18 protein-coding genes, 1 tRNA gene, 2 pseudogenes and 1 CRISPR repeat array are annotated in these 23417 nt (G+C 58.5%); of the genes and pseudogenes, 6 read left to right on the top strand and 15 right to left on the bottom strand.

Annotated elements, in window-relative coordinates:
- Nucleotides 1-49: 49 nt before the first annotated feature.
- The 7 genes and pseudogenes from H2509_RS13070 to H2509_RS13045 form a co-directional block, all read right to left on the bottom strand.
- Complete coding sequence (locus H2509_RS13070) at nucleotides 50-1033, bottom strand: phosphoglycerate dehydrogenase (RefSeq protein ID WP_182166053.1); 984 nt, start codon at nucleotides 1031-1033, stop codon at nucleotides 50-52.
- Nucleotides 1030-1719, bottom strand: coding sequence for an acylneuraminate cytidylyltransferase family protein (locus tag H2509_RS13065; protein ID WP_182166051.1), 690 nt, complete (start codon nucleotides 1717-1719; stop codon nucleotides 1030-1032). Before H2509_RS13065 ends, H2509_RS13070 begins: the two co-directional genes overlap by 4 nt.
- 41 nt (nucleotides 1720-1760) lie before the next feature.
- Nucleotides 1761-2753 carry a glycosyltransferase gene (locus H2509_RS13060; RefSeq protein ID WP_182166049.1) on the bottom strand — a complete coding sequence of 331 codons (993 nt, stop codon included), beginning with the start codon at nucleotides 2751-2753 and terminating at the stop codon, nucleotides 1761-1763.
- Nucleotides 2754-2823: 70 nt separating this feature from the next.
- Entirely contained in the window at nucleotides 2824-3879 is a 1056-nt protein-coding gene (locus H2509_RS13055; RefSeq protein ID WP_209001948.1) for a hypothetical protein, read from the bottom strand.
- Between the two features lie 86 nt (nucleotides 3880-3965).
- A complete protein-coding gene (locus H2509_RS13050; RefSeq protein WP_182166045.1) occupies nucleotides 3966-6398 on the bottom strand; it encodes a glycosyltransferase family 2 protein in 2433 nt (810 codons plus the stop codon).
- Nucleotides 6399-6747: 349 nt separating this feature from the next.
- Nucleotides 6748-6960, bottom strand: a complete 213-nt coding sequence (locus H2509_RS21330) for an IS3 family transposase (protein WP_456243049.1) — start codon at nucleotides 6958-6960, stop codon at nucleotides 6748-6750.
- Nucleotides 6893-7540 (bottom strand): annotated as a pseudogene (locus H2509_RS13045) (transposase); the annotation flags it as partial. The gene H2509_RS21330 and the pseudogene H2509_RS13045, both read right to left, overlap by 68 nt.
- A 522-nt stretch (nucleotides 7541-8062) precedes the next feature.
- On the opposite strand from H2509_RS13045, the pseudogene H2509_RS13040 reads away from it, so the two are divergent.
- From H2509_RS13040 to H2509_RS13015, 6 genes and pseudogenes are all read left to right on the top strand, one after another.
- Nucleotides 8063-8488, top strand: a pseudogene (locus tag H2509_RS13040) (integrase core domain-containing protein); the annotation flags it as partial.
- Between the two features lie 303 nt (nucleotides 8489-8791).
- Entirely contained in the window at nucleotides 8792-9952 is a 1161-nt protein-coding gene (locus H2509_RS13035; protein WP_328805080.1) for a tyrosine-type recombinase/integrase, read from the top strand.
- A gap of 6 nt (nucleotides 9953-9958) precedes the next feature.
- Complete coding sequence (locus H2509_RS13030) at nucleotides 9959-10909, top strand: hypothetical protein (RefSeq protein WP_182166041.1); 951 nt, start codon at nucleotides 9959-9961, stop codon at nucleotides 10907-10909.
- A 132-nt stretch (nucleotides 10910-11041) separates the two neighbouring features.
- Nucleotides 11042-11248, top strand: a complete 207-nt coding sequence (locus H2509_RS13025; protein ID WP_182166039.1) for a helix-turn-helix transcriptional regulator — start codon at nucleotides 11042-11044, stop codon at nucleotides 11246-11248.
- 4 nt (nucleotides 11249-11252) lie between these two features.
- Nucleotides 11253-11669 (top strand): helix-turn-helix domain-containing protein, encoded by a 417-nt coding sequence (locus H2509_RS13020; protein ID WP_182166037.1) that lies wholly within the window; start codon nucleotides 11253-11255, stop codon nucleotides 11667-11669.
- A 65-nt stretch (nucleotides 11670-11734) separates the two neighbouring features.
- Nucleotides 11735-12823 carry a tyrosine-type recombinase/integrase gene (locus H2509_RS13015; protein ID WP_182166035.1) on the top strand — a complete coding sequence of 363 codons (1089 nt, stop codon included), beginning with the start codon at nucleotides 11735-11737 and terminating at the stop codon, nucleotides 12821-12823.
- Between the two features lie 56 nt (nucleotides 12824-12879).
- A CRISPR array of direct repeats spans nucleotides 12880-14838; the repeat unit is 32 nt; unit sequence GTTTCGATCCACGCCCCCGCGCAGGGGGCGAC.
- A gap of 318 nt (nucleotides 14839-15156) precedes the next feature.
- Here the strand turns inward: H2509_RS13015 and cas2 are convergent.
- From cas2 to H2509_RS12975, 8 genes are all read right to left on the bottom strand, one after another.
- Entirely contained in the window at nucleotides 15157-15447 is a 291-nt protein-coding gene (cas2, locus tag H2509_RS13010; protein WP_182166033.1) for a CRISPR-associated endonuclease Cas2, read from the bottom strand.
- Between the two features lie 8 nt (nucleotides 15448-15455).
- On the bottom strand, nucleotides 15456-16490 hold the full coding sequence (gene cas1c, locus H2509_RS13005) for a type I-C CRISPR-associated endonuclease Cas1c (protein WP_182166031.1): 1035 nt from the start codon (nucleotides 16488-16490) through the stop codon (nucleotides 15456-15458).
- A complete protein-coding gene (gene cas4 / locus H2509_RS13000; RefSeq protein ID WP_328805078.1) occupies nucleotides 16487-17164 on the bottom strand; it encodes a CRISPR-associated protein Cas4 in 678 nt (225 codons plus the stop codon). Before cas4 ends, cas1c begins: the two co-directional genes overlap by 4 nt.
- A gap of 28 nt (nucleotides 17165-17192) precedes the next feature.
- The gene (cas7c, locus tag H2509_RS12995; protein ID WP_182166027.1) at nucleotides 17193-18143 is read right to left on the bottom strand and encodes a type I-C CRISPR-associated protein Cas7/Csd2; all 951 of its coding nucleotides are present in this window, start codon (nucleotides 18141-18143) and stop codon (nucleotides 17193-17195) included.
- Nucleotides 18143-19891, bottom strand: a complete 1749-nt coding sequence (cas8c, locus tag H2509_RS12990; protein WP_182166024.1) for a type I-C CRISPR-associated protein Cas8c/Csd1 — start codon at nucleotides 19889-19891, stop codon at nucleotides 18143-18145. Before cas8c ends, cas7c begins: the two co-directional genes overlap by 1 nt.
- Complete coding sequence (gene cas5c / locus H2509_RS12985; RefSeq protein ID WP_182166022.1) at nucleotides 19888-20556, bottom strand: type I-C CRISPR-associated protein Cas5c; 669 nt, start codon at nucleotides 20554-20556, stop codon at nucleotides 19888-19890. The genes cas8c and cas5c overlap by 4 nt, the downstream gene beginning before the upstream one ends.
- Before the next feature lie 9 nt (nucleotides 20557-20565).
- Entirely contained in the window at nucleotides 20566-22815 is a 2250-nt protein-coding gene (locus H2509_RS12980; RefSeq protein WP_182166020.1) for a CRISPR-associated endonuclease Cas3'', read from the bottom strand.
- 270 nt (nucleotides 22816-23085) lie between these two features.
- Nucleotides 23086-23175 (bottom strand) — tRNA-Ser (locus tag H2509_RS12975).
- Nucleotides 23176-23417 lie beyond the last annotated feature (242 nt).

Below are 23417 nucleotides of genomic sequence, written 5' to 3'. Positions count from 1 at the left end.
TATTGGGTATATCTTGGTGGGCGAAATCTGCCGTCTAATTGAAGGACGGTTATTGCGCTGGTACCAACGGCTCAATTCGCGGCGCCTGCCCACTCAATCCGAGGATGTCCAGTGCGAGGTTGACGGTCAGGGAATTCACCTTGTGAACCGCATCCGCAGTGTTAGAGCCATTGTGCGAGCCAAAGATGAGGTTTTCGAACTCACGAAGCGAATTTTGCGGCGAAAGCGGCTCATCCTCGAAAACATCGAGGGCGGCGGAAGATACGCGTCCACTGCGTAGAGCCTGAACGAGCGCGGCTTCGTCGATGATCGGCCCTCGTGCTACATTCACAAGTCTCACACCCTCCTTCATCGCACCGAACGCATCTGCGTTCAGAAGATGGCGGCTGCTCTCGGTCAATGCACACGTAACGACGATGAAGTCCGACCGCTCGAGCAGTTCCGGAAAACTCACCTGTGTCGCGCAGGCTTCGCGCATACCGTCGTCGCTGATCGTTGCCGGGTCCGAGCCGATCACACGCATTCCGCAGGCATTCAGGCGGCGGCAGACCGCGCGGCCGATACCGCCAAGCCCAATGACGCCCGCGACCTTGCCGCTAAGCGTGGTACCCTCGACCTTGAGCCACCCGCCGGCTTTGACCGACTCGTGAATGCGCAGGAAATCGCGCGCCAGGGCGATAACGTAGCCCATGGCGAGATCGGCGACCTCTTCGGAAAACACTCCGGGCGTGTTGTAGACGGGAATGCCGAGTTCCTTCGCCGCCGATTTGTCGATGCTGTCAGTGCCGATCCCCCACTTCACGACCGCCTTCAGGCCATCGGCCTTGCCGGCCACAAGCGTTGCCCGATCTATGAAGTCATCGCCAGCGATAACCACCGAATGGCCGCGGATCGCGACAAGCATCTCTTCGGCGCCGAGTTGCTGTCCCTTGATTTCGGGGATAGTGACGGATACGCCATGCGCTTCAAATACGGTAGCGAACTTCGAGAAATGACGTATCAGATGCCCGCAGGTAACTAGAACGCTGCTCATTGGGCGAGGCGTCCTTCGGCGCGTTCCCGGTAGACCACCTCTGCGATACGGAAATTGATTTCCTCGTCTATGTCGATCGCCTCCCAGGGCGACATTTCATACATGTACGGCCGCGAAGACAGCCGGTTCTTCTTCTCTTGCAGAGTCTTGCCGTTAAAGATGTAGATGCAGGAATTCTCTTCGTAGAGAGGCGGCAGGTCCTGCGTGCGCAGCAGTATATCCGGATTGTGGTTGATCGGCCGAACAAGCTGATCCCACAGCCTTGTCTGATATCGGGTCACCGAAAACAGGCTGTCATATGTTGGGTAGTTGCGGAAGAAGGTCTCAATCGCCGTATTCACCGTTTTCACGGTTATCAGGGGGTTCGTCGAATGTGTCTGGAGATAGAACTCCGACGGCACCTGGGCAATGTCATGCAGCAGAACTTCATTCATGGGCGTTTCGCCCGCGCGCAGGTGTTCGGGCCGTTCCAGTAGGATCACATCCGGATAGTGCTCGGCGCATTGTTCCCGAATAACAGGCGAATCGGTGTCGATGACCACCCTGTCGATCAGCGGGCACTGCTCCAGAATGTCGAGAACGTGCTGGTAAAGCGGCCGTCCGTCGCCGAACGGCCGGAAGTTCTTGCCCTTTACCCGTTCGGAAGAGTGTCGCATAGGCATTAGCGCCACGAGGCGATGAACCATCGAATGTTCCTCACATGTTTGTCTGATCTTGATCCGGCTACCTACTTCGAGCCGCTTTGGGCGCCAAGCAGTGCCGCATAGTCGATTTCGAGCGCCCGATCCTGTCCGGCGCCGCATTTCGATACCTCTTTAGAGGAACTCGATTGTGCCGCGGGGTAGTAAAACCGTTCCTTCAGGGCTTCGCTCACCTCACCGCCCTGCCGGTGACCGACATACGTTCCCCAGAATTGGTTGAGCCGGAAAAGCAGTATGCTCGCGACCTCCCGCGAAAGCCGGCCCTGCCGGAAGGCCTCGATTGCGTCCGAGGCAATATTTCGCACTGAAGCGGTGACGAGTTCACCTGCGCCAAAACGGATCGTCGGCTCGATATGCTTCATTGCGATTGCCTCGCGGCGATAGCGGTTGCGAATGCCAGCGTATGTCTCGTCATGCACATGAACGATTTCAGCGTCCGCAACATAGGCAAGCCGACCGCCTGTCTTCTGCATTTCCTTGGCCCACGCAAGATCTTCAAGGCCTGTCAGGGTCTCGTCATACCGGAGCCGGAGCCAGGCGGACCGCCGGACCGCACAGTTGGCGTTGTTGCAGAAATGAGACCGCTGCCTGTTCGTGGATTCCTCGCCGAACCACGCCTTGAATATCTGGTGCTCGGAGAATTTGGTCGCATCATTGCCGACTTGCCGTCCGTAACTAAGGACAACCTGCGGGTCGGAGAATGGTTCGATGATTCTGGAGATCCAGTTTCGGCGAGTTGGATAAACATGAGCACTAGCCGCAAGGAGTATCTCGCCGCGGGCCGCCGCGCAGCCCAGATTAAGGGATCGACCGAAGGAAAATTCGGACTTGGCGATCTCCACGATCTTGACGTTGAATTTCCTGGCAATCTCGACTGTCCGGTCGCTCGACCCGGAATCCACTAGAATCACTTCGAAATCGCGAAAATCCTGTTGCTCCAGCCCAATCAGCAACTTGCCGATGTGCAACTCTTCGTTGAGGCTACGAATTATGACTGAAACTTTTGGGGCCTGGCTCATCTTAGAAATGTCTGTCGCTTTCACTTTAAGGCGTCACGCATCAATACGGCCGCCTGCCTATTGATAGGGCTCAATCAGAGACTTTCTTGTCCAATCGGCGCAAAACGTCAATGATAAATCGCTCAATCCGCGTTCGATACAAGTCTGCCGGATTATCTAGAAATAATATCCCATGACTCTCTAATCTTACCCCGCGTGATTTGAAAATTTTTTCTATTTCCGCAAGTGGCGCTTCATAATATGATTTCAGAAAACTGCTTTGAAATTGATATTCTCCATTCTCAGCACATTTTCTATTATATTCCCTTTTAATATTTTCAGAAAATATGCGGTAATTCCGCTTCCTCTCCTTGAAATAGCGCATTCTCTTCGGGCGGGCGTGCCACAAATGGACTGTAAAAATCCCCTCCAACCAAATCGGAATTGTGATAAGATTTAAATACTTTCTAAATCCTTCAGTAAATAACGGAGATACTGCCCTTCCATCCTTAAGAAATTCATCAATATCACTCAATTCAAACACTCTTTCCTGAATGCAGAGTCGGCATATATACTCAAGATCTTCGAGACCATGGGAAGAAAAATTAGGATCGAACCCGCCTGACTGGAAATATACTCTTCGCTCTATCAATATCGTCGATGTATACAGAGCGACATGATAAACTAAGTCGTATCTTCGCTTTGCGAGAATCCCCTTCCAAACTTGGTCAACCGGCCCGTCGCCCGCTGCTATCCCTGCCGATAGCGCTTTCTTTCTAGTATAGATTGAAGGAATTATAACAAACGGGTTGCGGTCGCCTTTCAGATACGCGATCGCCTTTTCAACGACGGATTGAGAACAAATTAGATCGACATCGTAAAACAGAAGCAGTTCCCGCGACGCGGCTCTGGCCCCTTCGTGTCTGAGCCGTGCGATGGAGATCTCGGCCTCGCTCTCTTGCACATAGATGACGCGGCAGGCTTTGGAAATTCGCGGGATAAACGAGCTTAGCAGGCGATCATCGTACCTGTTCCTTACCGCGACCGAAACGATGAGCTCCGCTCCGTCAAAAAGCCCTGAGTGAACCAACTGCCGCAGCCGCCTCAGAATTCCCGCGGGACGATAGACAAACCCTATCGGCACCACGACCGTGAGGTCTCGGAATGTCTGGCGGACAGCCTCCACGCTAGTCGATTGCGGTTTGGAGCTTCTATGTATCGGTTGAATTGAGTTCATGCCAAATGGCGGTCATAAAGCCGCGCGAGTTCGTTTGATATTCTGGATACAAGCGGTTTGTCGCGCGTTGCGCGATGTATCCGCAACAACCAATTATGCGCTTTTTTCGCGAGCTTTTTTTTCGTTCTTCCGGTTCGGCCTTCTGAGTTTGCCTCCATCTTAAGCCCCAACAACTTCAGGATTTCGTTCCTGAAGTTCGCCAGTATGGTGATGGATGGGAGCTCTTTTTGCACGAGCATCAAGGCTTCGCTCCGACCTCTTATCGCCGATTTCAATTCACCCGAACCGACCGGCAGAAGGAATACACGGGCCGCGATCGCCTCAAAGCTGCGAACCGAGAATTCGACCTTCTTCACGCGGCCGGAATACAGCCGGATCTGATCCAGCAGCCGCGGATCGGGAACCTCCCTCCCCTTGAGCGCTTCATAAATCGCTAAAAGAGAGAGGCGCCGCAGCTTCTCAGCAGAGATACGCTCGCCGGCGAGCCCGAGGCGATATTTCCATGGCAGGTGGATATTCGACGGTTCGTCCTTGCCAAGCACATCGAGTACCTCCAATAGGCCCATCGAGTGGCGCCTGAACGCAGAGCCCGTCGCCGAGTCGGAATGCCAGCGATAGGTCGCCACGACCCGCTCGACGGGCACCGCCTTGACGCCATGCCGCATCACGCTAGCTAGGTAGAGCCAGTCTTCGCCATATTGCACACCAAGCGGAAAGCGCTCCATCTTCATGATGTGCGCGGGTCCAATCACGGAGTTCAGGTGAAAACGGCTGTCGAACATGCCTTCAAAGCCGATCTCGGAGCGTGCGCCGAACTCGATACCCAGTTTCCGGCCATCATCGCCGATAATTTCGGTTCGGCCGAAGCAGATGCAGCCGTCCTCCGCCTGCTCGAGACCAGCGACCCGAACGGCCAGGGACTCCGCCGGCATGGGGTCGTCGGCATCCGCAAAGCAGATGTACTTGCCATTCGCCCGTTCCAATCCCGCATTCCGGGCGCCCGACACCCCCTGACGCTGCCCTTCGATAACCTTTATTCTTATATCTTGCCTCGACAATTCCCTGACTATCTCGAGGGTATTGTCGGTGGAGCCATCGTCGACGCAAACAATCTCAAAGTCCTTCAGCGATTGAGAGCGTATCGTCTCGATTGTGGACCGGATATACTGTTCGACGTTGAAGGCAGGCATTATGATGCTCACCAGCGGTCGTGCGGGTGAAGCCGCCACTTCGCCAATGCGCGCGACATAACGCCCTTTGATCGCCGGAATGAATGAATCGGTAATGCTCGAAACCTCGATGCCGGCATTCTCGATTTCGCCGAGATATGTCTTCAAGGTCCGGCAATGTATCTCGTAGTATTCGTCATAGTCGATGCCAAAGAACGCGGGATGAGCATCCTGTATTGCACCCATCTCCGCATCGTACTGGAACGCCTTTGAATGAGACCAGAAATATTCGTTGTTTCCTATCGGGCGGCCGTCGAAGCCGGCAAGCGTGATCCGTTTTCCCAGTGAAGCCGCGAGCGGCAGCAGAAACAACGTCATCACGTTCGAAGTGGCACCGACGAAGAAGTCCTCCGGAAAGCGAAGGTTCATTCCGTGTGAACTGCTGATCGGCACCGGAATTAGCTTCTCGTGGAGATCCTCTGGCAGATATGCGCAATAGGCCCCGTAGTCCCGCATGGGGAATATGTAGCAGGAGCCGTAAGTGCGCATCGCATCGATCAGGTCTTGCCTGAACCTGGCGGCATATGTGGAAGGTCCCGCGTGAAAGATCGGATCCGAGGCGACGATGATGCGCGGTGCCATCTTCTCAAGCACCTCGCGGTTTCTGATCATGCTGTTGGTGGCGATGAACTCGCCGTCGTCCAGCCTGTCGAAATCGACCGACCCAAGCGACGTCCCGGTGCCGAATATGTAAATATTGTCGGTATCTATCGAGGCGCGGAGCTTTTCGAAACGCCCCTTGGAAAGGTTCAATTGCTCTTGCGTCCCTTTTCCGTCATTCGATGAAAATTTCAGGCAAAGACTCGCCGCATGTTGAACCGTTCGATGATCAGCCCGAACAGATCGCGTGTCGCGTTCGGTTGCCAGGCTCCGGTACTCGCCAAGCCGGGATTTCTCATCCCAGAACCAGAGCACCTTTTCGCCGCCGAATGACTTTACCGTCTCGGCAATCTGACCCGTCTTGAATATGTGCGTTCGCTCTTCCAGCTTCCTTCGGACCTGGATGACCTGCCCGTCCAGATATGGAGAGCAGTCGACCTGCGGAATCTCCGGCATTAGGTCGGAAAACAGAACGTAGCCCGTGTCTGGTTCATCCGCCGCGCCGGCGAAGTACAACATTCTGTAGAAATCGTCCTCGATGTTCCCGACCGAGACAATCTCTGGAAGAACGAAGATTATTTTTCTGTAACGAGACAACATGGCATTCCAAACTTCTTCGAAAAACCCGACCAAATGTTGGCTTGCAACGCATGACACAACATATATATGGATTTACATCCGCACAGATTTTCGATCCGGTCTTTACTTACAAAAGCGGGCGCAGAACCTTTATCCTACGGACGCTTGGACGCAGTACACCCTTCCCTGATAAAGAAGCTGGCAGCGCGGCTGCGAGAACTCCGCGAAGCAATCGACGACACCCACAGAGCCAACTTTCCCTAGCATGGCGCACTCCAGCCTTCATCGTGCGATCACCCGTTCGCGTTTGGCAATTCACAACCTTTTGCGATCTGACTGCTCTAAGTGGTTGTGAATAGCCCCGAGTTTTCTAGACGCGCTCGGTTCTTGTTTCCTGCTGCCATTCGAACTCGACGGGTGACAGCGTCCCGTGCCTGACGTGCTTGCGCTTCGGGTTGTAGAACATCTCGATGTGGTCGAACACATCCTGCCTGACCTCGACGCGGACTTTGTAGGTCCGGCGCGTCCACAACGAACTGCCGGTCCGATGTGTTGTCGACGACCAATGACGGGTTACCACCATAGCTGCCCGGTCGTCACTTGTAGCCGATCCGGGCCTTGATACCAGCCAGTCTGGCCAGTCGGGCAACGCGGTTCGAACAGCACGTCTCGCTCTGATCCAACAGATCGTCGTGCAGATTGCGAAAGCCATACACCTTGCCGCTTTCCATCCAGGACTTGCTGATGAGTTCGGTCTGGCAGGCGCCCTCCTTCACCTCTTACTCAGAGGGCTCTTCAGCCAGCCGTAGAAACCGCTCGGAGGATGCGCAGGGCAACGACGACACGTCATCCGTACCAAGAACAGCAGGCGACGCTCGGCGACGAACGCGTATCTCACTTTGCATCCTTGGCGTAATACGCAGTGGCTTTTTTTAGGATATCACACCCCTCGGTGACCCTTGCCAGCTCGCGCTTCAACCGTCTGATCTCGGCGTCCTTGTCATCGCCGTCAGGTGGCTGTGAGAACTTCCTCTTCCACCTGTTGAGCAAGTGCACGCTGACGCCCAGCCGCTTCGAGACCGACGCGACCGGATACCCCGCTCGGTAATCTGTGCCATGGCTTCCCGTTTGAACTCATCGCTGGAATTGGCTATGCCCATCATTGCCTCCTTACCTCAAAAATAGGGAAGCTTGTCACATCTCCGTTGGCGTCCGTTACCACGGTTTCCGTGTTCGTGCCGGATCCTGAAAAAATCACTGCGGCGCCGGAGAATGGCGCGGATAACACGACACTCACACCGCTGCGGCATTCACGTTTATATCGACGACGGCCGCAACCTGGGGCTGCGAAACCGGCTTCTATTTCAGCAGACCGACCCGAGCCGAAACAGCCCAAATAATGCCAGGCCCGGTCGCCGCGCCACTGACAATCAGGTCGAAGGAGTCCTCGTCGGCATCGTTGTTGACGAAGGAGAGGGCGAAAGATTAGGCGCTAGGGCTCGTCGTTGAATAGGTGAAGGTAAACGCGGCGCTGTCTCCACTGCCGACGGTGGCCACGGCGCGGCAGGAAATGAGATCGACCGCCACGTTGGTTGGCAAGGCGGAGGTTGCCGTTCGCAGGGTGAGATTATCATCGCCGTCGTTGGTGAACGTATTGATGACCGACCCACCGCCTGCGTGTCATGCGCACCAGGCCCGGCCATCCGCAGCAGAACGGCTGCCACGAGCGCATGCACCGGACACTGAAGCAGGAGACGGCGCGCGCGCCGGGCATGAACGCGCTCCAACGGCAGGGCCGGTTCGACGATTTCGTCAACGAGTTCGACGAGGAAAGGCCGCACGAAGGCATCGCCATGAGGATGCCGGCCGAGCTCTACGCGCCCGCTTCAAGGCCCTATGTCGGACTTCCGGAACTGACTTATCCGTTCCATGACAAGGACATCCTGGTCACCGCCTGCGGCCGTATCTGCATAGCCAGAAAGAAGATCAACGTCTTGACCGTGCTCGCCGGTCGGAGTCCGGACATCAAGGAAGTCGACGACGGCATTTGGCTCGTCAGCTTCATGAACTATGATCTGGGATATATCGACCTGGAACAGAGAACCCTGTAGACCACCGACAATCCGTTCGGCACGAGATTGTCACCCATGTCTTAGGTACGATCTGTCACCCATGTCTCCAAGCCGTACAGGCGGAAAATGGCGGAGAGGAAGTCCGCCTAATTAACGTCCAACACCATCCGAGGAAGATTGATAATCATATATTTTCCTTACGTTTAACGATTTCAGTTGTCCAATAGCGTTCGTTGAAAGCGCGCCACATCCCACATATTTTGTGGTATAAAACGTGGGGTGGCGAATTATACGAACAGCATCATGCCCAAGGGCGCTCATCCGAAGAACGCATTGACGGCGGTGAAGGTCCGGAACGAGAACAAGCCGGGACGCTATGCCGACGGTAATGGCCTTTACCTTGTCGTCGATCCGTCTGGAGCCAAGCGCTGGCTGTTGCGGACGGTCGTCCATGGCCGGCGCCGCGACATTGGCCTCGGGAGCCTTCGTCTTATTTCGCTCGCGCAGGCTCGGGAACAGGCGCAGGAAATGCGGCACATCGCCCGGTCCGGCGGCGATCCACTTGTCGAGCGACGCAAGCAAAATCAGACCATCCCGTCTTTCGAGGAAGCGGCGCTTCTCGTTCACGAGAGCTACCGCGGTAGCTGGCGTAATCAGAAACACCGTCAGCAGTGGATCAATACGCTCAAACAGCACGTCTTCCCGGTCTTCGGATCGAAGCGCGTCGATCAAGTCGAGCCGGCCAATGTTCTGCATGCGCTGTCGCAGATCTGGCTGACGAAGCCCGAAACCGCGAGGCGCGTGAAGCAGCGGATCGGGACCATTCTCGATTGGGCGAAGGCTTCGGGCTTTCGTGACGGCGAAAACCCTGCCGCCGGCGTCATAAAGGGCCTACCGAAACAGCCGGCAAAGCAGCGCCACCATGCCGCATTGCCCTATAGGCAAATAGAAGGGTTCGTGAAGGAGTTACGGTCAAGCGATGTTTCGCCCACGACGAGGCTCGCGTTTGAATTCCTTATCCTCACGGCGTGTCGAACCAGCGAGGTTCTGAAGGCGCGTTGGGATGAGATCGACTTCGACGCGAAAATTTGGACCGTCCCATCCGACCGTATGAAGGGGTCCCGCGAGCATCGCGTTCCCCTGTCAGATCGGTGTTTGGCGATCCTGCGCGAAGCGAGACTGCTGGCAGGTGACAGCCCCTACCTTTTCCCGGGTCGCTCGGCGAACAAACCCCTGTCCAACATGGTCTTCTTGATGGTTTTGCGCCGAATGGAGCGTGAAGCCACGGCTCACGGCTTCCGGTCAACCTTCCGGGACTGGGCGTCGGAATGCACCGGTTTCCCAAGGGACGTTTGCGAAATGGCCCTTGCGCATACCATCCCGAACAAGGCGGAAGCCGCATACCGCCGCGGCGACCTTCTGGAAAAGCGGCGAGAACTTATGGAGGCGTGGGCGAATTTCTGCGAGGCTGCATCGGACAACGTGGTGCCGATGCGGGTGTGACGAGAAATGTCGGACGATGGGGAACAGTTTCCTTCACGGGAGGAAATGATTGCGGCCCTCGCGCTAGGATGGTTCAAAGGCCGTGCAACACCGCCGCCGACCAATGCTTTCGCGGTCTCGCGTCTATTACGCAAACATCAAAGCTTGGCGTCGGGCTACGAAGAACACAAACGCTTGCTTTCCTCACTTTCCGACGAAGAACTTGCCGAACGGTACCGCCAGACAAGAGGAACGTGGGCCGCCGAGATGCGAGCGCAAATCGATCGGCAGGAAAGCCTGATGCCCTGGAACTCGCCGCAGAACCGGCCTGATTGGGACCATTGGTGCCGAAAAGACCGGTGGACAATCGAAGAAGCGGTCGCACTGTCTCTTGGCTTATCGCCGCATTTCGCGACGGCGTCAAAATTGGAGCGGCATGCATCGACGTCCCCCTCCGCCCGTGAATTCATTGTGCGGCGCGACATTGCACTCACGGCCAAGAGGGTGCATCTAATCAAAGATCCGCTTGCGCCGATCGATTTTGTGTCCTGGGCGGAAGCCAAGCAGTTCGGCCTGCCGGAAGAGATGAAGACGAAGCTCGCCGAATACGGGGACAGAATGCGCGACTGGAAAGCGGAGTATGAATGGGTCGATGAAGAAAATCGGCTACTTCGCGCGAAACTTGAAACCGCAACCGAACACCCCGCTGGTGTCTTGCCGCCGACCAACGTTTCGGGCGCGTCACCTGCGGACAACGAAAAGCCGCTCGGTGCACGCGAAAGAGAGACACTTCTTAAATTGCTCATCACGATGGCTGTGAAGAAGTACCGCTATGACCCCAATGGCACACCAGGACCTGCGCCCAGGAGAATCGCGGAGGATATGGCGGAGCTCGGCTTCGATGTCTCCGACGATACGGTGCGCAACCATCTAAAAAAAGCCCGTGAATTGCTGCCGGGCATCTCCCGGAAAAACTGAACGATTTCAAATCCTCAACCCGCCTGAATTCGGGAGGCCGATTTTCGTTCGGATTCACGGGATCCGAATTCGGACTAAGTCATCCGTACGTCGCTTACGTCCGGCTCATCCGAAATAGGATGAAACGGACCAATGAAATACGACAACGATCTGCCGAAGACCGGCGTTCTCCGCCTGTCTTCGCTTCTCGCGCCCAATGGCCCGATCCCCGTGTCGAAATCGACCTGGTGGGCGGGCGTCAAGTCCGGGCGCTATCCTCAACCCGTGAAGCTTGGGCCGCGCATCACCGCTTGGCGCGCTGCGGATATTCACGACCTGATAAAGAACGGCGTGGAGTGAGGCGATGGGCCGGAAATACCCGTCGCCTCACCGGCTCAAGTCCCACCGATCCTACACATACGCCGAGGCCGCCAAGACCCTCGGCGTGGACGAGCGCACCGTCCGTTCGTGGGTAAAAGACGGCCTGCCGGCCATATCGGATCAGCGCCCACACCTGATCGAAGGGCATGCCCTGAAGGCGCACCTTAAGGCGAAGCGCAGGCGCAGGCGCCACCCGTGTGGTGCCGGTGAGTTCTTCTGCCTCGGCTGTAAGGCACCGCGCAAACCGGCCTTCGGCGAGGCGGATTTCCATCCCGGCAATAACGGTGCAGGACGGATCATAGCGCTCTGCGGGACCTGCAGCACGGTGATGTCGCAGCACACGCGGGAAACCGATCTGGCCGGGAAATGGTCGTCTCTCAAGGTGTCGTTCAAATGGTAGCCGGGAACATTAACTGTTTCCGCCAAGCACCGTTTAAACTTCCGGTTTGAAGGGAAAGACACATCATGCCGAATTCCCGTTCCGAAAACGTCCGCCTCAAGCGCCGCTATTATGAGTATCTGAAGCACGCGAAGGGCCTGTCCGAAAAGTCAATCGATCAAGCGGCCGCCGCAATCGATGAGTTCGAGACCTTTAACGGGAAGAAGCCGTTTTCCGTCTTCCACGTGCAACATGCAACGAACTACAAAACGCAGCTTCTCGAGGGAAGCAATTCTGACACCGGCAAAGTGCTGTCGCTTGCCACGGTTCGGGCAAGGCTGAAGGCCGTACAGGCGTTTTTCGTCTGGCTGGCCGATCAATCCGGCTACCGGTCGAGAATCCGCTATTGCGACGCCGAATACTTCACCCTTACAGCCAGGGACGAACGCATCGCGACGGCGCCGCGGAAAAAGCCCGTACCGGAGATTTCGCAGGTCGAGCGGTGCGTTGACGTCATGCCGTATTCCACGGCGATCGAAAAACGCGACCGGGCAATGATCGCCTTCATCGCCATTACCGGCATCCGCGATGGCGCAGTGGCATCCTTGAAACTGAAGCACGTCGACCTGAAGGCAGGCGTCGTTTTCCAAGACCCACGCGAGGTCAAAACCAAGTTCGCCAAGACGATTACCACGGCTTTCTTCCCGGTGAGCGACAAGCTCGAGGCAATCGTCCGTGAATGGGTCGAATTCCTCACCAACGATCTACACTTCGGCCCCGACGATCCGTTGTTTCCGCGCACCCGAATGAAGCATGTGAAAGGAAAGGGCCTGCAAGCGATCGGCCTTGATCGGGCATGTTGGAGTTCGGCAAACCGTATCCGGCAGATTTTTTCGGCTGCGTTCCAAAACGCGGCACTTCCTCCCTTCAATCCACATGCGTTCCGCAACATGCTGGTTCGGATCGGCATGGAGCGCTGCAAGGGCCCGGAAGCATTCAAGGCGTGGTCGCAGAACCTTGGCCACGAAGGCGTGATAACGACCTTCAGTAGCTACGGCAACATTCCTGATCACCAGCAGGTGGAAATTATTCGAAAGCTTGCAAGTACCATGGGTCCGAACGATGCGCTGGAACAATGCCTGCAAGCGGCGCTCGATGCAGTACAGCGTCGATGAGCATCCCGTGTAGGGGGCGACGCGGCGTTCAGATCGCGGCGCTGCGCTTCCGTCAGGTTTCGATCCACGCCCCCGCGCAGGGGGCGACCCGCGAATGCGGAAGGCAATCGAGATCGGCCGCAGGTTTCGATCCACGCCCCCGCGCAGGGGGCGACGCCCATCTTACCAAAGAACAGCTCCCGGTCGTGAGGGTTTCTATCCACGCCCCCGCGCAGGGGGCGACGCCCTGGAGAGATCAGGGCATTGATCGGCGGGGTGTTTCGATCCACGCCCCCGCGCAGGGGGCGACTTTTTGACCGGCGGGGCGCACCACTTCCGGCTCGGTTTCGATCCACGCCCCCGCGCAGGGGGCGACCACAGGCCAGCCGATACTTTTCCCCGGCGATCCAGTTTCGATCCACGCCCCCGCGCAGGGGGCGACGCGTCTGCCCGGGCCGCCGCTTGTCATAGACGTGGTTTCGATCCACGCCCCCGCGCAGGGGGCGACCTTGCAGGCCATGGGACGGGCCGCGGCGAAGCAGGTTTCGATCCACGCCCCCGCGCAGGGGGCGACATGGCTCAAGGACGCTCTCGCCGATGGCGTGGTGAAGTTTCGATCCACGCCCCCGCGCAGGGGGCGACAGGGTTGAGGAAATCCAGTCTGGAGGGGCAAGGGTTTCGATCCACGCCCCCGCGCAGGGGGCGACGCGGTTCGCCGTTCATGGAGCGCTCATTGCAAGAGTTTCGATCCACGCCCCCGCGCAGGGGGCGACGCGGAACTGCTTGCGGATCTCTGCGCCCCGACGTGGTTTCGATCCACGCCCCCGCGCAGGGGGCGACCGTCACGCGAACGCGCCGGCCAATCTCGCGTGACGTGTTTCGATCCACGCCCCCGCGCAGGGGGCGACATCGTTCCGGCAACAGAGTGTGCAGCCATTGCATGTTTCGATCCACGCCCCCGCGCAGGGGGCGACCGTCGCGTCCTGGCCCGCGAATGCGGGGAACCCAGGTTTCGATCCACGCCCCCGCGCAGGGGGCGACGTCGATATCGCCATCAGCCTCGGACGTGGCGAGAGTTTCGATCCACGCCCCCGCGCAGGGGGCGACCTGGCGATCTTGCAAAGGGCCTCGACCAGGTCGGGGTTTCGATCCACGCCCCCGCGCAGGGGGCGACAAGGCCTGGACGTAGAGAGAGTCCGGATTTGACGTTTCGATCCACGCCCCCGCGCAGGGGGCGACACGAGGTCGATTTCCTTGTTGGTCAGGTCGATCAGGTTTCGATCCACGCCCCCGCGCAGGGGGCGACTCTTCGAATTGCCAAGAGCCATCCGCGGCGACGAGGTTTCGATCCACGCCCCCGCGCAGGGGGCGACCCGGCCAAGGCCACGCAATTCGGCTTCATCAAGTCGTTTCGATCCACGCCCCCGCGCAGGGGGCGACGGCCAAGCCCGTCGACGGGCGCCAGCAGGACGCAGGTTTCGATCCACGCCCCCGCGCAGGGGGCGACGTTGTTTCGCGGCGCCATCCCTAGGCATCCTCTTGTTTCGATCCACGCCCCCGCGCAGGGGGCGACGCAGCATGGCGGTGAAATAAGCGCCGGGTACGAAGTTTCGATCCACGCCCCCGCGCAGGGGGCGACTCCCGGATCAGCTTCCCGATGCCGCTGTAAGAACGGTTTCGATCCACGCCCCCGCGCAGGGGGCGACCATCAGCGGCGTCGCATCCGGCGCTATGGGCAGTTTCGATCCACGCCCCCGCGCAGGGGGCGACTCGACCGTTTCTTGAGCAGATCAAGAACGAGTTGGTTTCGATCCACGCCCCCGCGCAGGGGGCGACACAGTTGGATCATGGGCTTCATCAACGAGGGCGAGGTTTCGATCCACGCCCCCGCGCAGGGGGCGACGACTCCACTGCATCGCCTATGCCTGCGAGGCGAAGTTTCGATCCACGCCCCCGCGCAGGGGGCGACCGCGCCATGCACGATCGTTTCGAGCGCAAGGGCAAGTTTCGATCCACGCCCCCGCGCAGGGGGCGACCGTCTCTTTCATAGCCTGCTGAAACAACAACAGAAAGCCGTCCGGCCGCGCGGACCTGCCCACGCACCGGCCATCGACCGCCAGCCGGAATGGCAGAACAAAAAAAAGAAAAACGATTTCAAAGAACTGAGCGATCCGCGAACCTTACCGGAAAATCCGGCACGCTTGCGGTTCGCGCGTCGCAATTCCCGAAGCTAATCCAGCTATACCGAGAGCAAATTTGGCAGCGAAATAACCAACAACATCTTGATCCGGGCTCGATTTCCCGGTTCACAAAAAAGTCCCGTGATCAGGATAAACGCTCGATTACCTTCGTTGTCACACGATCAAGGTCCCGCCCAGGTCCGCAGCCGGCTTGGCGCCGACATGCTCCACCCGTCGTTGCCAGTTGGAGCCTAGATAGTAATAGCGCAGGCTGTCGACATCCTGCTTGATGATTGCTTCCAAACGCGCTTTCAGCTTCGCCCATTGCGCCGGATCGACTTCGATTTCAAACACGGAAAACTGCACGCGCTGGCCGAAATCGCGGCAAGCCTTCGCAACCCGGCGCAGCCGCGCCTTGCCATCGGTCTCCGTGGTATTGACGTCATAGGTGACGAGTACCAACATCGCCGCTCCTATTTCCAGAAAAAGGGAGGATAGGCATCGAGGTCTCCGCGCAGATGCCGCGACAGCATTTGCGCCTGCAGATAAGGCATAAGACCGAGAGGCGCCCTTTCCTCCAGAAAAGGGTGCTGCCGTTCCTCCTTCTTGCGCTCCTGCCAGGCGGTCAGGACCGCTTTGCGCCCATCATCCGTCAAGGTCACGCCGCCGCCATCGCGCGTTTCGAAGTCGCTTGCCCGCAATTGCCTGCGGTTAAAGAGCGACAGCGCCAACCGGTCCGCCAAGACGGGGCGGAATTCCTCCATCAGATCGAGCGCAAGGCTCGGCCTGCCGGGGCGGTCGCGATGCAGGAAGCCAACAGCCGGGTCGAGGCCGACGCTCTCGGCCGCACTGCGGCAATCGTGAGTCAAAAGCGTGTAGAGGAAGGAAAGAACCGCGTTTACGGGATCGAGCGGCGGGCGGCGGGAGCGGCCACGAAAGCGGATTTCAGGATCAGGCGAGCGGATGAGACGGTCAAAGACCGAAAAATAGAGGTTCGCCGCCTCCCCTTCCGAACCACGCAAGGCTTCCGAATTCTCATCGGCAAGCTCGACCCGCCGCAAGATGCGCGCCAGCCTTTCCACGACCGCAGAGATCGCCGTGCGACCTTCCCCGTCCGCCGCCTGACCATGGTCTCGCAGCGCCCGCATCAGCACCGTGCGTTGATTGGCGACCTTTCCCAGAACGAAACCGCGAACGATATCGTCAGGCATGTCGGACTGGCGATATTGCGCGCGGCGCAAAAGCACATTGCCGGCGATCGGTCCCTCGATACGCGCCTGGAAGCGGCCCGCCCGATCGAGCAGGACGAGCGTGATGCCTGCCCCTGCGCAAGCCTGAATCAACGGCGGCGACAGGTAAATGCCCCCGAATACGACCACGGATGCCAGCATATGAAGCGGCACTCGCGCCCGCTCCTCGCCGTCGATCTCCGCCACAAGATTTTCGCCGTCCTTGCGCAAGCCCGCCCCTTCGGTGGTGACATAGAGGGTGTTGAGCAGCTTTTTCACGTTTCCTCCCCTGCACCGTCTCCTCCGGCGAGGACGTCCTTCACCATGCGGCTGCGCCAGGAAGCAGCCGATCTCGCAGAAGCCTTGGGTCGACACAGGTCAATGAGCGAACAGGCCCGGCAGCGATTGGCGCGATAAATGGCCGATGGTGTTTCAAGGCTCGCAAAGATCGCGCGTAGTTCACCGATGGTGGCTTCCGTTAGCGCACGCAAATCGGCATCGAAGGGCACGGTCGACCGCCGCTTGGTCTCCGCATAAAAGAGCGCGCCCTCCGGCACGGCAACGCCGGTCATTTCTTCGAGGCAAAGGCCTTGCGCGCAAAGCTGGACTTCATCCGCCCGGTGCAGTTTCGGCTTTCCGCGCTTGAATTCCACCGGAAAAGGCACCTCGCCGTCATCACCAGGATGAAATTCGACAAGATCGGCGACGCCTGAAATTCCAAGCCGTCGCGAAGAGATTGCAAGCGCCGTTTCCCGGCGCACGCCGCGCGCCTTGCGGCTCGACGCCTTGTCGGCATTGAGATGCAAGACCTGGCCTTCGGCGGTGAAGCGGTTTTCCGACCACATGCGTTCCAGATGAATGAGAGCTGCCTGCCGCAGGCAAAAGACCGCATGCTGCAAGGCGGAGAGCGGAATTGGATCCCCTTCCCCCTCCCCTGCGTTTGCTTCAGCCACAGGTTCGCGGCCCCCGCCTGTCAAGGCGTCACAACCGTTCGATGATCTCGACCCCGTCCGGCAGGCCGTCGCGGTCGATTTCGATCGCATAATCGGAGAACTTGCGGGCCGGCAAGAAATTATTCAGCCGGTCATCGATCTCATGGAATTCGCCATCAACGTTGCGGCCCACCCGAACCCGCTCAAAGAGCTTGTGGGCGTGAGCGTGACCCAGCGAACTGGCGTGCTTGAATACGATAAGCCGGCGCGAGGCCATTTCGCCGCGCGCGGCGGAACGGTCATGCTCGAACATGTTCTCCAGCGCCTCGAAAAGCAGTTCCAGATCGTCTTCGCCAAAGCCGGTGCGTTCGGCGAGCTTTGCCGAGACGAAGCCATGGGCGCGATAGAGGCCGTAAGGCACGACATGCTTGCGGCCCATGGTGCGGTTTTCAATACGGTCGCTGCCGTCGTCGCCCGCCTCACGCTCGACCTTTTCCTTTTCGCTGGTTGCCGCCATGCGAGTGATGCTGACTTCAAGCGGTACAATTGGCTCGGCGGAATGGGCAAAGGTCATCTGCACGGGCCCGCGCACCTGTCCGCAATTGATGCCGGTTGACATGACCGCGCCGAAGGTTCGCACGTCGAAGAAGTTCCGGCACATGAAATCGCGCAGAGCACGCGCCTCCCCGTCACCCTTGGGGTTGAGCTTCGCTTCCTTATCGACCTTCGGATCGTCGGGGCGCAGGTCCTTGTAAGCCTTGCGGTGCTGTTCGTTCAAGATCGCGCCTTCGCGAACGTAAATGTTGAGGCCGGGGGCACCATCCCTTGCAAGCTCCACATAATTGCGGATCTTTCGCTTGAGGCTTACGTCCGTGACAAGGCCATGGTTGGTCTCCGGATCGAGCCGCGGCAAGTTGCCGGCATCCGGGTCTCCATTAGGATTTCCCTTGATCACATCGAACAAAAGTACAAATTCATACCGATTGGCCAGCGTGGTCATCAAATAGCTTCCTTTTCAACACCGACGTCGTTCTTGCGGGATTTGAAAAACTCATTCCTCTGGTGGTAGTAACCGAGCACGAACATCCCTTGTTCTTGCGAGGAAAGTGACGTGGGAAACGGATCGTCGGACGGGCTCATCTTCTCCAGTATCGAACTGACCAACTTGTCCAGCACGACCCTGCGGCCGGGTGATTGTTTACCTATCTTGGACAGGTGATTGGCAGAGCCCTTGTCGAGCAGGGGAAACACCTTCCTCGGCTGCGCCGATGCGGCGCCGTAGAACTTGTCCCGTATGGTCGCATTTACCTTGGTTCCAAGCGCGACGGCCTGGATCTGTTCGTAGGCGGCGAACAGCCTGCCCAAGGCGTATCCCTTGCTGTTTGCTTCTTCATCAAGCGCCACGGGAACCTCCTTATTGAAATTGCGGGTCAAAATGGCTTTCAGCATTGCCGCGCGCAGCCCATTCACCTGCTTGTCCGCGCGAATGCGCAGCAGCACGGTGGATAGCAACGTCAGCGGGTAGTGGTTGCCGGTGAGGATCGATCGCATCCAATCACCGGCAAGGTTCGGCGGAACATTGTCCCGTTTGCGCAGAACAGCCGTCTCAGCCAAATATTTCCAAAGCGGCGGATAAGGCTCGCGCGGTGGCGGCTCGATGCGCATGTCCTCCACGAAACGCCGGTAGTTTTCGGCAAGCACGCCGAAATCGTTATCGAACCAGAAGCGGACGGAAAGCCGCGCGGCATTGGGCGCGAGGCCCAGCACGTGGAACCGCACACCTTGCGCCAGGTCAGGCGCGAATTCCTGCAGCGGCCGGCCCGCGCGAACATCCTTCAGAAGGCTTGCAACTTTCTCCGACTGCATGCCTTCGTCCACTTCGGCAAACGCGGCAAAGAAGGTGCCTTCAGCCAGTTCAGCCAGCGGCGCGTCGGAGGCATCCGCCCAAAACACCACCGAGGCATCACCGACCTGGATGCGGTTGCTGCTGCTTGACGCGAGATAGCGGTTGAGGACGGTCGTGTATTTGAACGCCGCTTCTTCGGAAACCGGCGCGTTGTCGCCTTGCTCGTGGCCATAGGAGGCGAAAGCATCCAGGTTGAAGGACACAAGTGCCGCCCCTGAAGACTGCGCGCCCCACACGCCCTTTATTGACGGATGAAGCCTGGCAACGCTGCCCCGCTCGCCCGTCACAAGGCAAATCGCGGCCTCCCGCGCCTTTTCTGCCGAAAGCCGCGACCAGAGCGCCCGCGCCGCCTCGCGATCATGCAGGTAAACCTGCCTCCGACGCTCGCTTTCCAATGCGAAGATGACATTCCCGTTGAACATTTCCTCGGGCCATTTCAGGCGCTCAAAATCCTCGGGCCGCCATGAAGTCAGGAACGCAAGAAGGGCAATAAGGCCCGGATCATTGGAATCCGCCAATGACTCCTTGTGGAATTCGACGAAAGCGAAATGTTCGTCGGCCAGCCGCTTCCCAGGCCCCGAACTTACGCCCAAAACATAGGCCGTTTTATCCCATAGGAAATTCGGCGCTATGCCGGCAGTGCGCTTAACCGCCTGTGGTACAAGCATCTGCCGCGGCACTTTCTTTTTTCCCTGTCCGTCGCGAAGGTCGCGCGGCTCACCGGCCGGCGTGCCGTCTTCGTTCAATGAGATCAGGAAACCGATCTTCTCGACCGAAAAGCCATAAGGCGGCGCATCGGGCAACCTGTCATAAGCGCGGACGAGCGAGGCAAGGATGCTCATCGGCGGATCTCCGTGGAACCGGGCGCGGGAACGCGAAGAACTCCCTCTTCAAGCTTTGCCCGGAAGAAGAGCGATGGCCGGCCGGCTGCAGCATGGTCGATATCCCACAGCATGAAGCCGAGATCGCGCGTCTCCCCGATCGCCGCCGGCAATGGCCCGTCGGGCGACAGCAGCTCGAAATCGGCCGCAAATTCCCGCGTGCCGAGACAGGGCTGATGGAAGCATTGCCCGCGTAGGGCTCGGCGGTTGAAAATGTCAAGATGCTTGCCCTCGCTGTCTTCGGGGCCGGCCCTTGCCGTAATCTCGAAATGCGCCTCGATCACATAGGCGACATCTGTAAGAACCGTGGAAGCGCGTTGCTGGCGGTCCTCGTCGACGATGAGGGCAAGACCTTCAAGGCTTTGGCGGTTCATCGCCGTCTTGATCTTGCTCGCCGGCGCCTTTTGACCGACCTCGTTGCGGCGGATCGACTGGAAGCGGATCGGCTTCAGGACATGGATCGCGTCGATCACCCAAAGGATGGCAGGTTTCCAGTGAATCGCCTCCAGGATACCGCGCGCCGCCGAGGGCGTCATGACATCGTAGGAGACTCGTTCGACCTTCATTTCTGGCCGGGTAAAACAGGCGCGCGGGCCTGCAACTTTCAAACGAATACCAAAAGCCATCCTCTCCCCTCAAATTATTGAATTCTCTAAACCCAGATAGCCTCCATCCTCCCAAACAAGGCCTACATCTTCTCGGTAAAGGCTCTCGTTCAGCAGAACCGCAAACTGATCGCGATAAACATCAGGGCGTTCGAAACGAACATGTCCGGCGGCGATCAGCAACGCACGCGCCGCCGGCGGCACCTGGACGATGAAAGGCTGTAACTTTCGGGCAAGCTGACCGGCCGATATATCGCCGCTGCGCAACCGACCAAGGACACCCCTTGCCGCCTTGTCACGCGCGACGACGACAGGCGCCAATCCGCTTTCGATCATCCGGTATTTTTCCGCCGCAATACGATAGAAAAAGCTGGTGCCGGTGCGATCCATATTGAAACATTTCAGGATTTCATGACGGTCGGTCCGCTCGCCGAGCCGCCAATAGACCTCGGCGAAAAAATCCTCGATCGCCGCCGGAGACAGCAAGTCCTCGTGCCTGCCGGCGATATGCCGCATGTCGGCCGTCAACTGACTAATTTCAGTGGGCGCCGGGTGATCGGGGCAGGAAAAGACGGTAACGATACTATCCTTTATCCTCCTCAGTCCTTCCCGATTGCAGCGCCCTGCCGCCTGCGCGATCTGGTCGAGGCCCGCTTCCGCGCGCCACACGCGCGGAAAATCGAAATCCACGCCCGCTTCCACCAGGCTCGTCGCGATCACGCGGCAGGGCTGCCCGTTCTTCAGCCGCCGCTTTACGGACTCAAGAATCTCCCGCCGATGGGCGGCATATTGGCGGGTCGTCAGGTGTGTGAGCCCTGCCAGACCTTTCTCCTTCACCTGTTCATAGAGCGTTAGCGCATGGCCGCGGCTGTTGACGATCACCAAGCCCTGATCCGTGTCAGACAGCGCCTCGACAAGATCGCCGTCGCTCTTCTCCCCGTCATGGCGGAGCGTGGTCCGTTTCAGCTCCCGGGCGAGCCGTGACGGATCGGGCGCAAGCTCACCTCCTGCCAATGGCAGGCCCATCGCATGGTCCTTGGGGAAATTGCCTGCGTCCAACGCCGGCTGCGTCGCGGTGCAAAAGACGATGGAACAAGCGTAGTTGCGCACCAGTTCCTCGATGGCGCGCGCCGTTGGCGCAAGCAGCGGGCGCGGTAGGGTCTGCGCCTCGTCGAGGACGATCACGCTGCCCGCTATATGATGCAGCTTGCGGCAACGCGACGGGCGATTGGAAAATAGGCTCTCGAAGAGCTGGACATTGGTGGTCACCACGATTGGCGCCGCCCAATTCTCCATCGCCAGCGCCAGCTTGTCTCTGCCCTCGCGCCCCTCGAACCCCTCCTTTTCCTCGTCGATTGCCGAATGATGCTCCAGCACAACGTCCTCGCCCAGGACATCGCGGAAGATCGCCGCCGTCTGATCGATCACCGACGTAAAGGGGATGGCGTAGATGATCCTGCGCATGCCGTGGTGGCGGGCATGGTCGAGCGCGAAGCCAAGTGAAGCTAACGTCTTGCCGCCGCCGGTCGGCACGTTCAGCGTGTAGAGCCTTTTAGGCTCCCTTGCACGCCCCCTGACATGGCTCAGGATTTCGCCGCGCAGGCTGTTGACGGGCGTCGCCTCGGCCTTCGTCGCCTTATCTGCCATATAGGCATTGAAGCGCGCGACAAGCCCTTCGATGATATCCGACAGAGCCGGCCAGGTGCGGTCGACGTTCCTGCGCTCCACCCTCGCGTAAAATGATTCCGTTTCGAGGTAGTCTGCGTCCACAAGACAGGAAAAGATCATCCGGCCGAGAAAGGCGAACTGAAAGGCTTGCTCCTCCTTCGAACCGGGCTTCAACGCGGGCATCAGCCCGCTTGCGTCCGGTACGATCTCACGCACCCAGGCCGGATCTAGCTTTGCCGCCTCGCCCCGCTTGACGCGCTTTGCCAAGGGCGCTTCGCCTTCACCCTCCTTATCCGGCATGCCGCCATGATGGCCTGCGATGGCGTAGGCAATCAGTTCGGCAACATAGCGGTCTTCCCCGTTCGCCAAGGACAACACAAGCTCTGCGCCCGCTGTTGCATGATCGACCTTGGCTTGTGCGCCTTCGAGCCGGCGTTGAAATTGCGGCGTGTATTTTCCCGCATCGTGCAGGATCCCCGCCAATCGCGTGGACTTTTCAATTGCCAACGGTTGGCCGAATGCGGCGGCAATTTCGCTTACCCCGATAAGATGTTCCGGCAGCAACTGCCAGTCCGATTTCGATGGATCGTTCGTCGAATGTGCGAAATACATTTCTGTTTGCAGCCAGGCGCCAACCAATTAAGGATGAAAAAATTCAAAATGAGGCCGCCAGCATTGCAGCGCGGTCGGTAATTGTAAACGGGATTATAAATCGAAATTCTTTACGCGCTAAAGTTGGAATTGCGCGCTTCGCTAACCACGGCGGCAGCACTATGCAAATTCCCACGTAATTGCGGCGCTCAAAAAATGTGGGCTTTGTTGTGGGGCACACAGCGAAGAAAAATAATAATCTTTTTAAATTCATATAGTTATGAATTTCAATGGCGGAGAGGAAGGGATTCGAACCCTCGAGACGGTTTCCCGTCTACTCCCTTAGCAGGGGAGCGCCTTCGACCACTCGGCCACCTCTCCACGGGCTTCGTGATATCGCAAAATCGCACAAAAGCAAGGCGTTTTGGCGAGGCCGCCTGTGGAGAACGCCATCAAGGCCGGAAAGCTCCCGCGGTCGCCGACGGGAACATGCCCGGAAGAGCAGCCATTTCCCGTACAGGTCTCGTCCGGTCCCGTCCCGGGTTTGCACGCCCTGGGCATTCTGATCGAACACCGCCTGCCGCGGCGAACAGGGAGCAACGCCTCTTGCCGAATTGCGGGAT

Origin of the sequence: Stappia albiluteola (assembly GCF_014050225.1) — a bacterium.
In the GTDB taxonomy this organism is placed as follows: domain Bacteria; phylum Pseudomonadota; class Alphaproteobacteria; order Rhizobiales; family Stappiaceae; genus Hongsoonwoonella; species Hongsoonwoonella albiluteola.
Note: the sequence above shows the minus strand (reverse complement) of the source record. Positions and strands in the feature narration are given on the sequence as shown.

Coding starts and splice junctions, on each gene's coding strand:
- H2509_RS13070 (WP_182166053.1), bottom strand. CDS start 1,033: ATGAGCAGCGTTCTAGTTACCTGCGGGCATCTGATACGTCATTTCTCG.
- H2509_RS13065 (WP_182166051.1), bottom strand. CDS start 1,719: ATGGTTCATCGCCTCGTGGCGCTAATGCCTATGCGACACTCTTCCGAA.
- H2509_RS13060 (WP_182166049.1), bottom strand. CDS start 2,753: ATGAGCCAGGCCCCAAAAGTTTCAGTCATAATTCGTAGCCTCAACGAA.
- H2509_RS13050 (WP_182166045.1), bottom strand. CDS start 6,398: ATGTTGTCTCGTTACAGAAAAATAATCTTCGTTCTTCCAGAGATTGTC.
- H2509_RS21330 (WP_456243049.1), bottom strand. CDS start 6,960: ATGGTGGTAACCCGTCATTGGTCGTCGACAACACATCGGACCGGCAGT.
- H2509_RS13030 (WP_182166041.1), top strand. CDS start 9,959: ATGTCGGACGATGGGGAACAGTTTCCTTCACGGGAGGAAATGATTGCG.
- H2509_RS13025 (WP_182166039.1), top strand. CDS start 11,042: ATGAAATACGACAACGATCTGCCGAAGACCGGCGTTCTCCGCCTGTCT.
- H2509_RS13020 (WP_182166037.1), top strand. CDS start 11,253: ATGGGCCGGAAATACCCGTCGCCTCACCGGCTCAAGTCCCACCGATCC.
- H2509_RS13015 (WP_182166035.1), top strand. CDS start 11,735: ATGCCGAATTCCCGTTCCGAAAACGTCCGCCTCAAGCGCCGCTATTAT.
- cas2 (WP_182166033.1), bottom strand. CDS start 15,447: ATGTTGGTACTCGTCACCTATGACGTCAATACCACGGAGACCGATGGC.
- cas7c (WP_182166027.1), bottom strand. CDS start 18,143: ATGACCACGCTGGCCAATCGGTATGAATTTGTACTTTTGTTCGATGTG.
- cas8c (WP_182166024.1), bottom strand. CDS start 19,891: ATGAGCATCCTTGCCTCGCTCGTCCGCGCTTATGACAGGTTGCCCGAT.
- cas5c (WP_182166022.1), bottom strand. CDS start 20,556: ATGGCTTTTGGTATTCGTTTGAAAGTTGCAGGCCCGCGCGCCTGTTTT.
- H2509_RS12980 (WP_182166020.1), bottom strand. CDS start 22,815: ATGTATTTCGCACATTCGACGAACGATCCATCGAAATCGGACTGGCAG.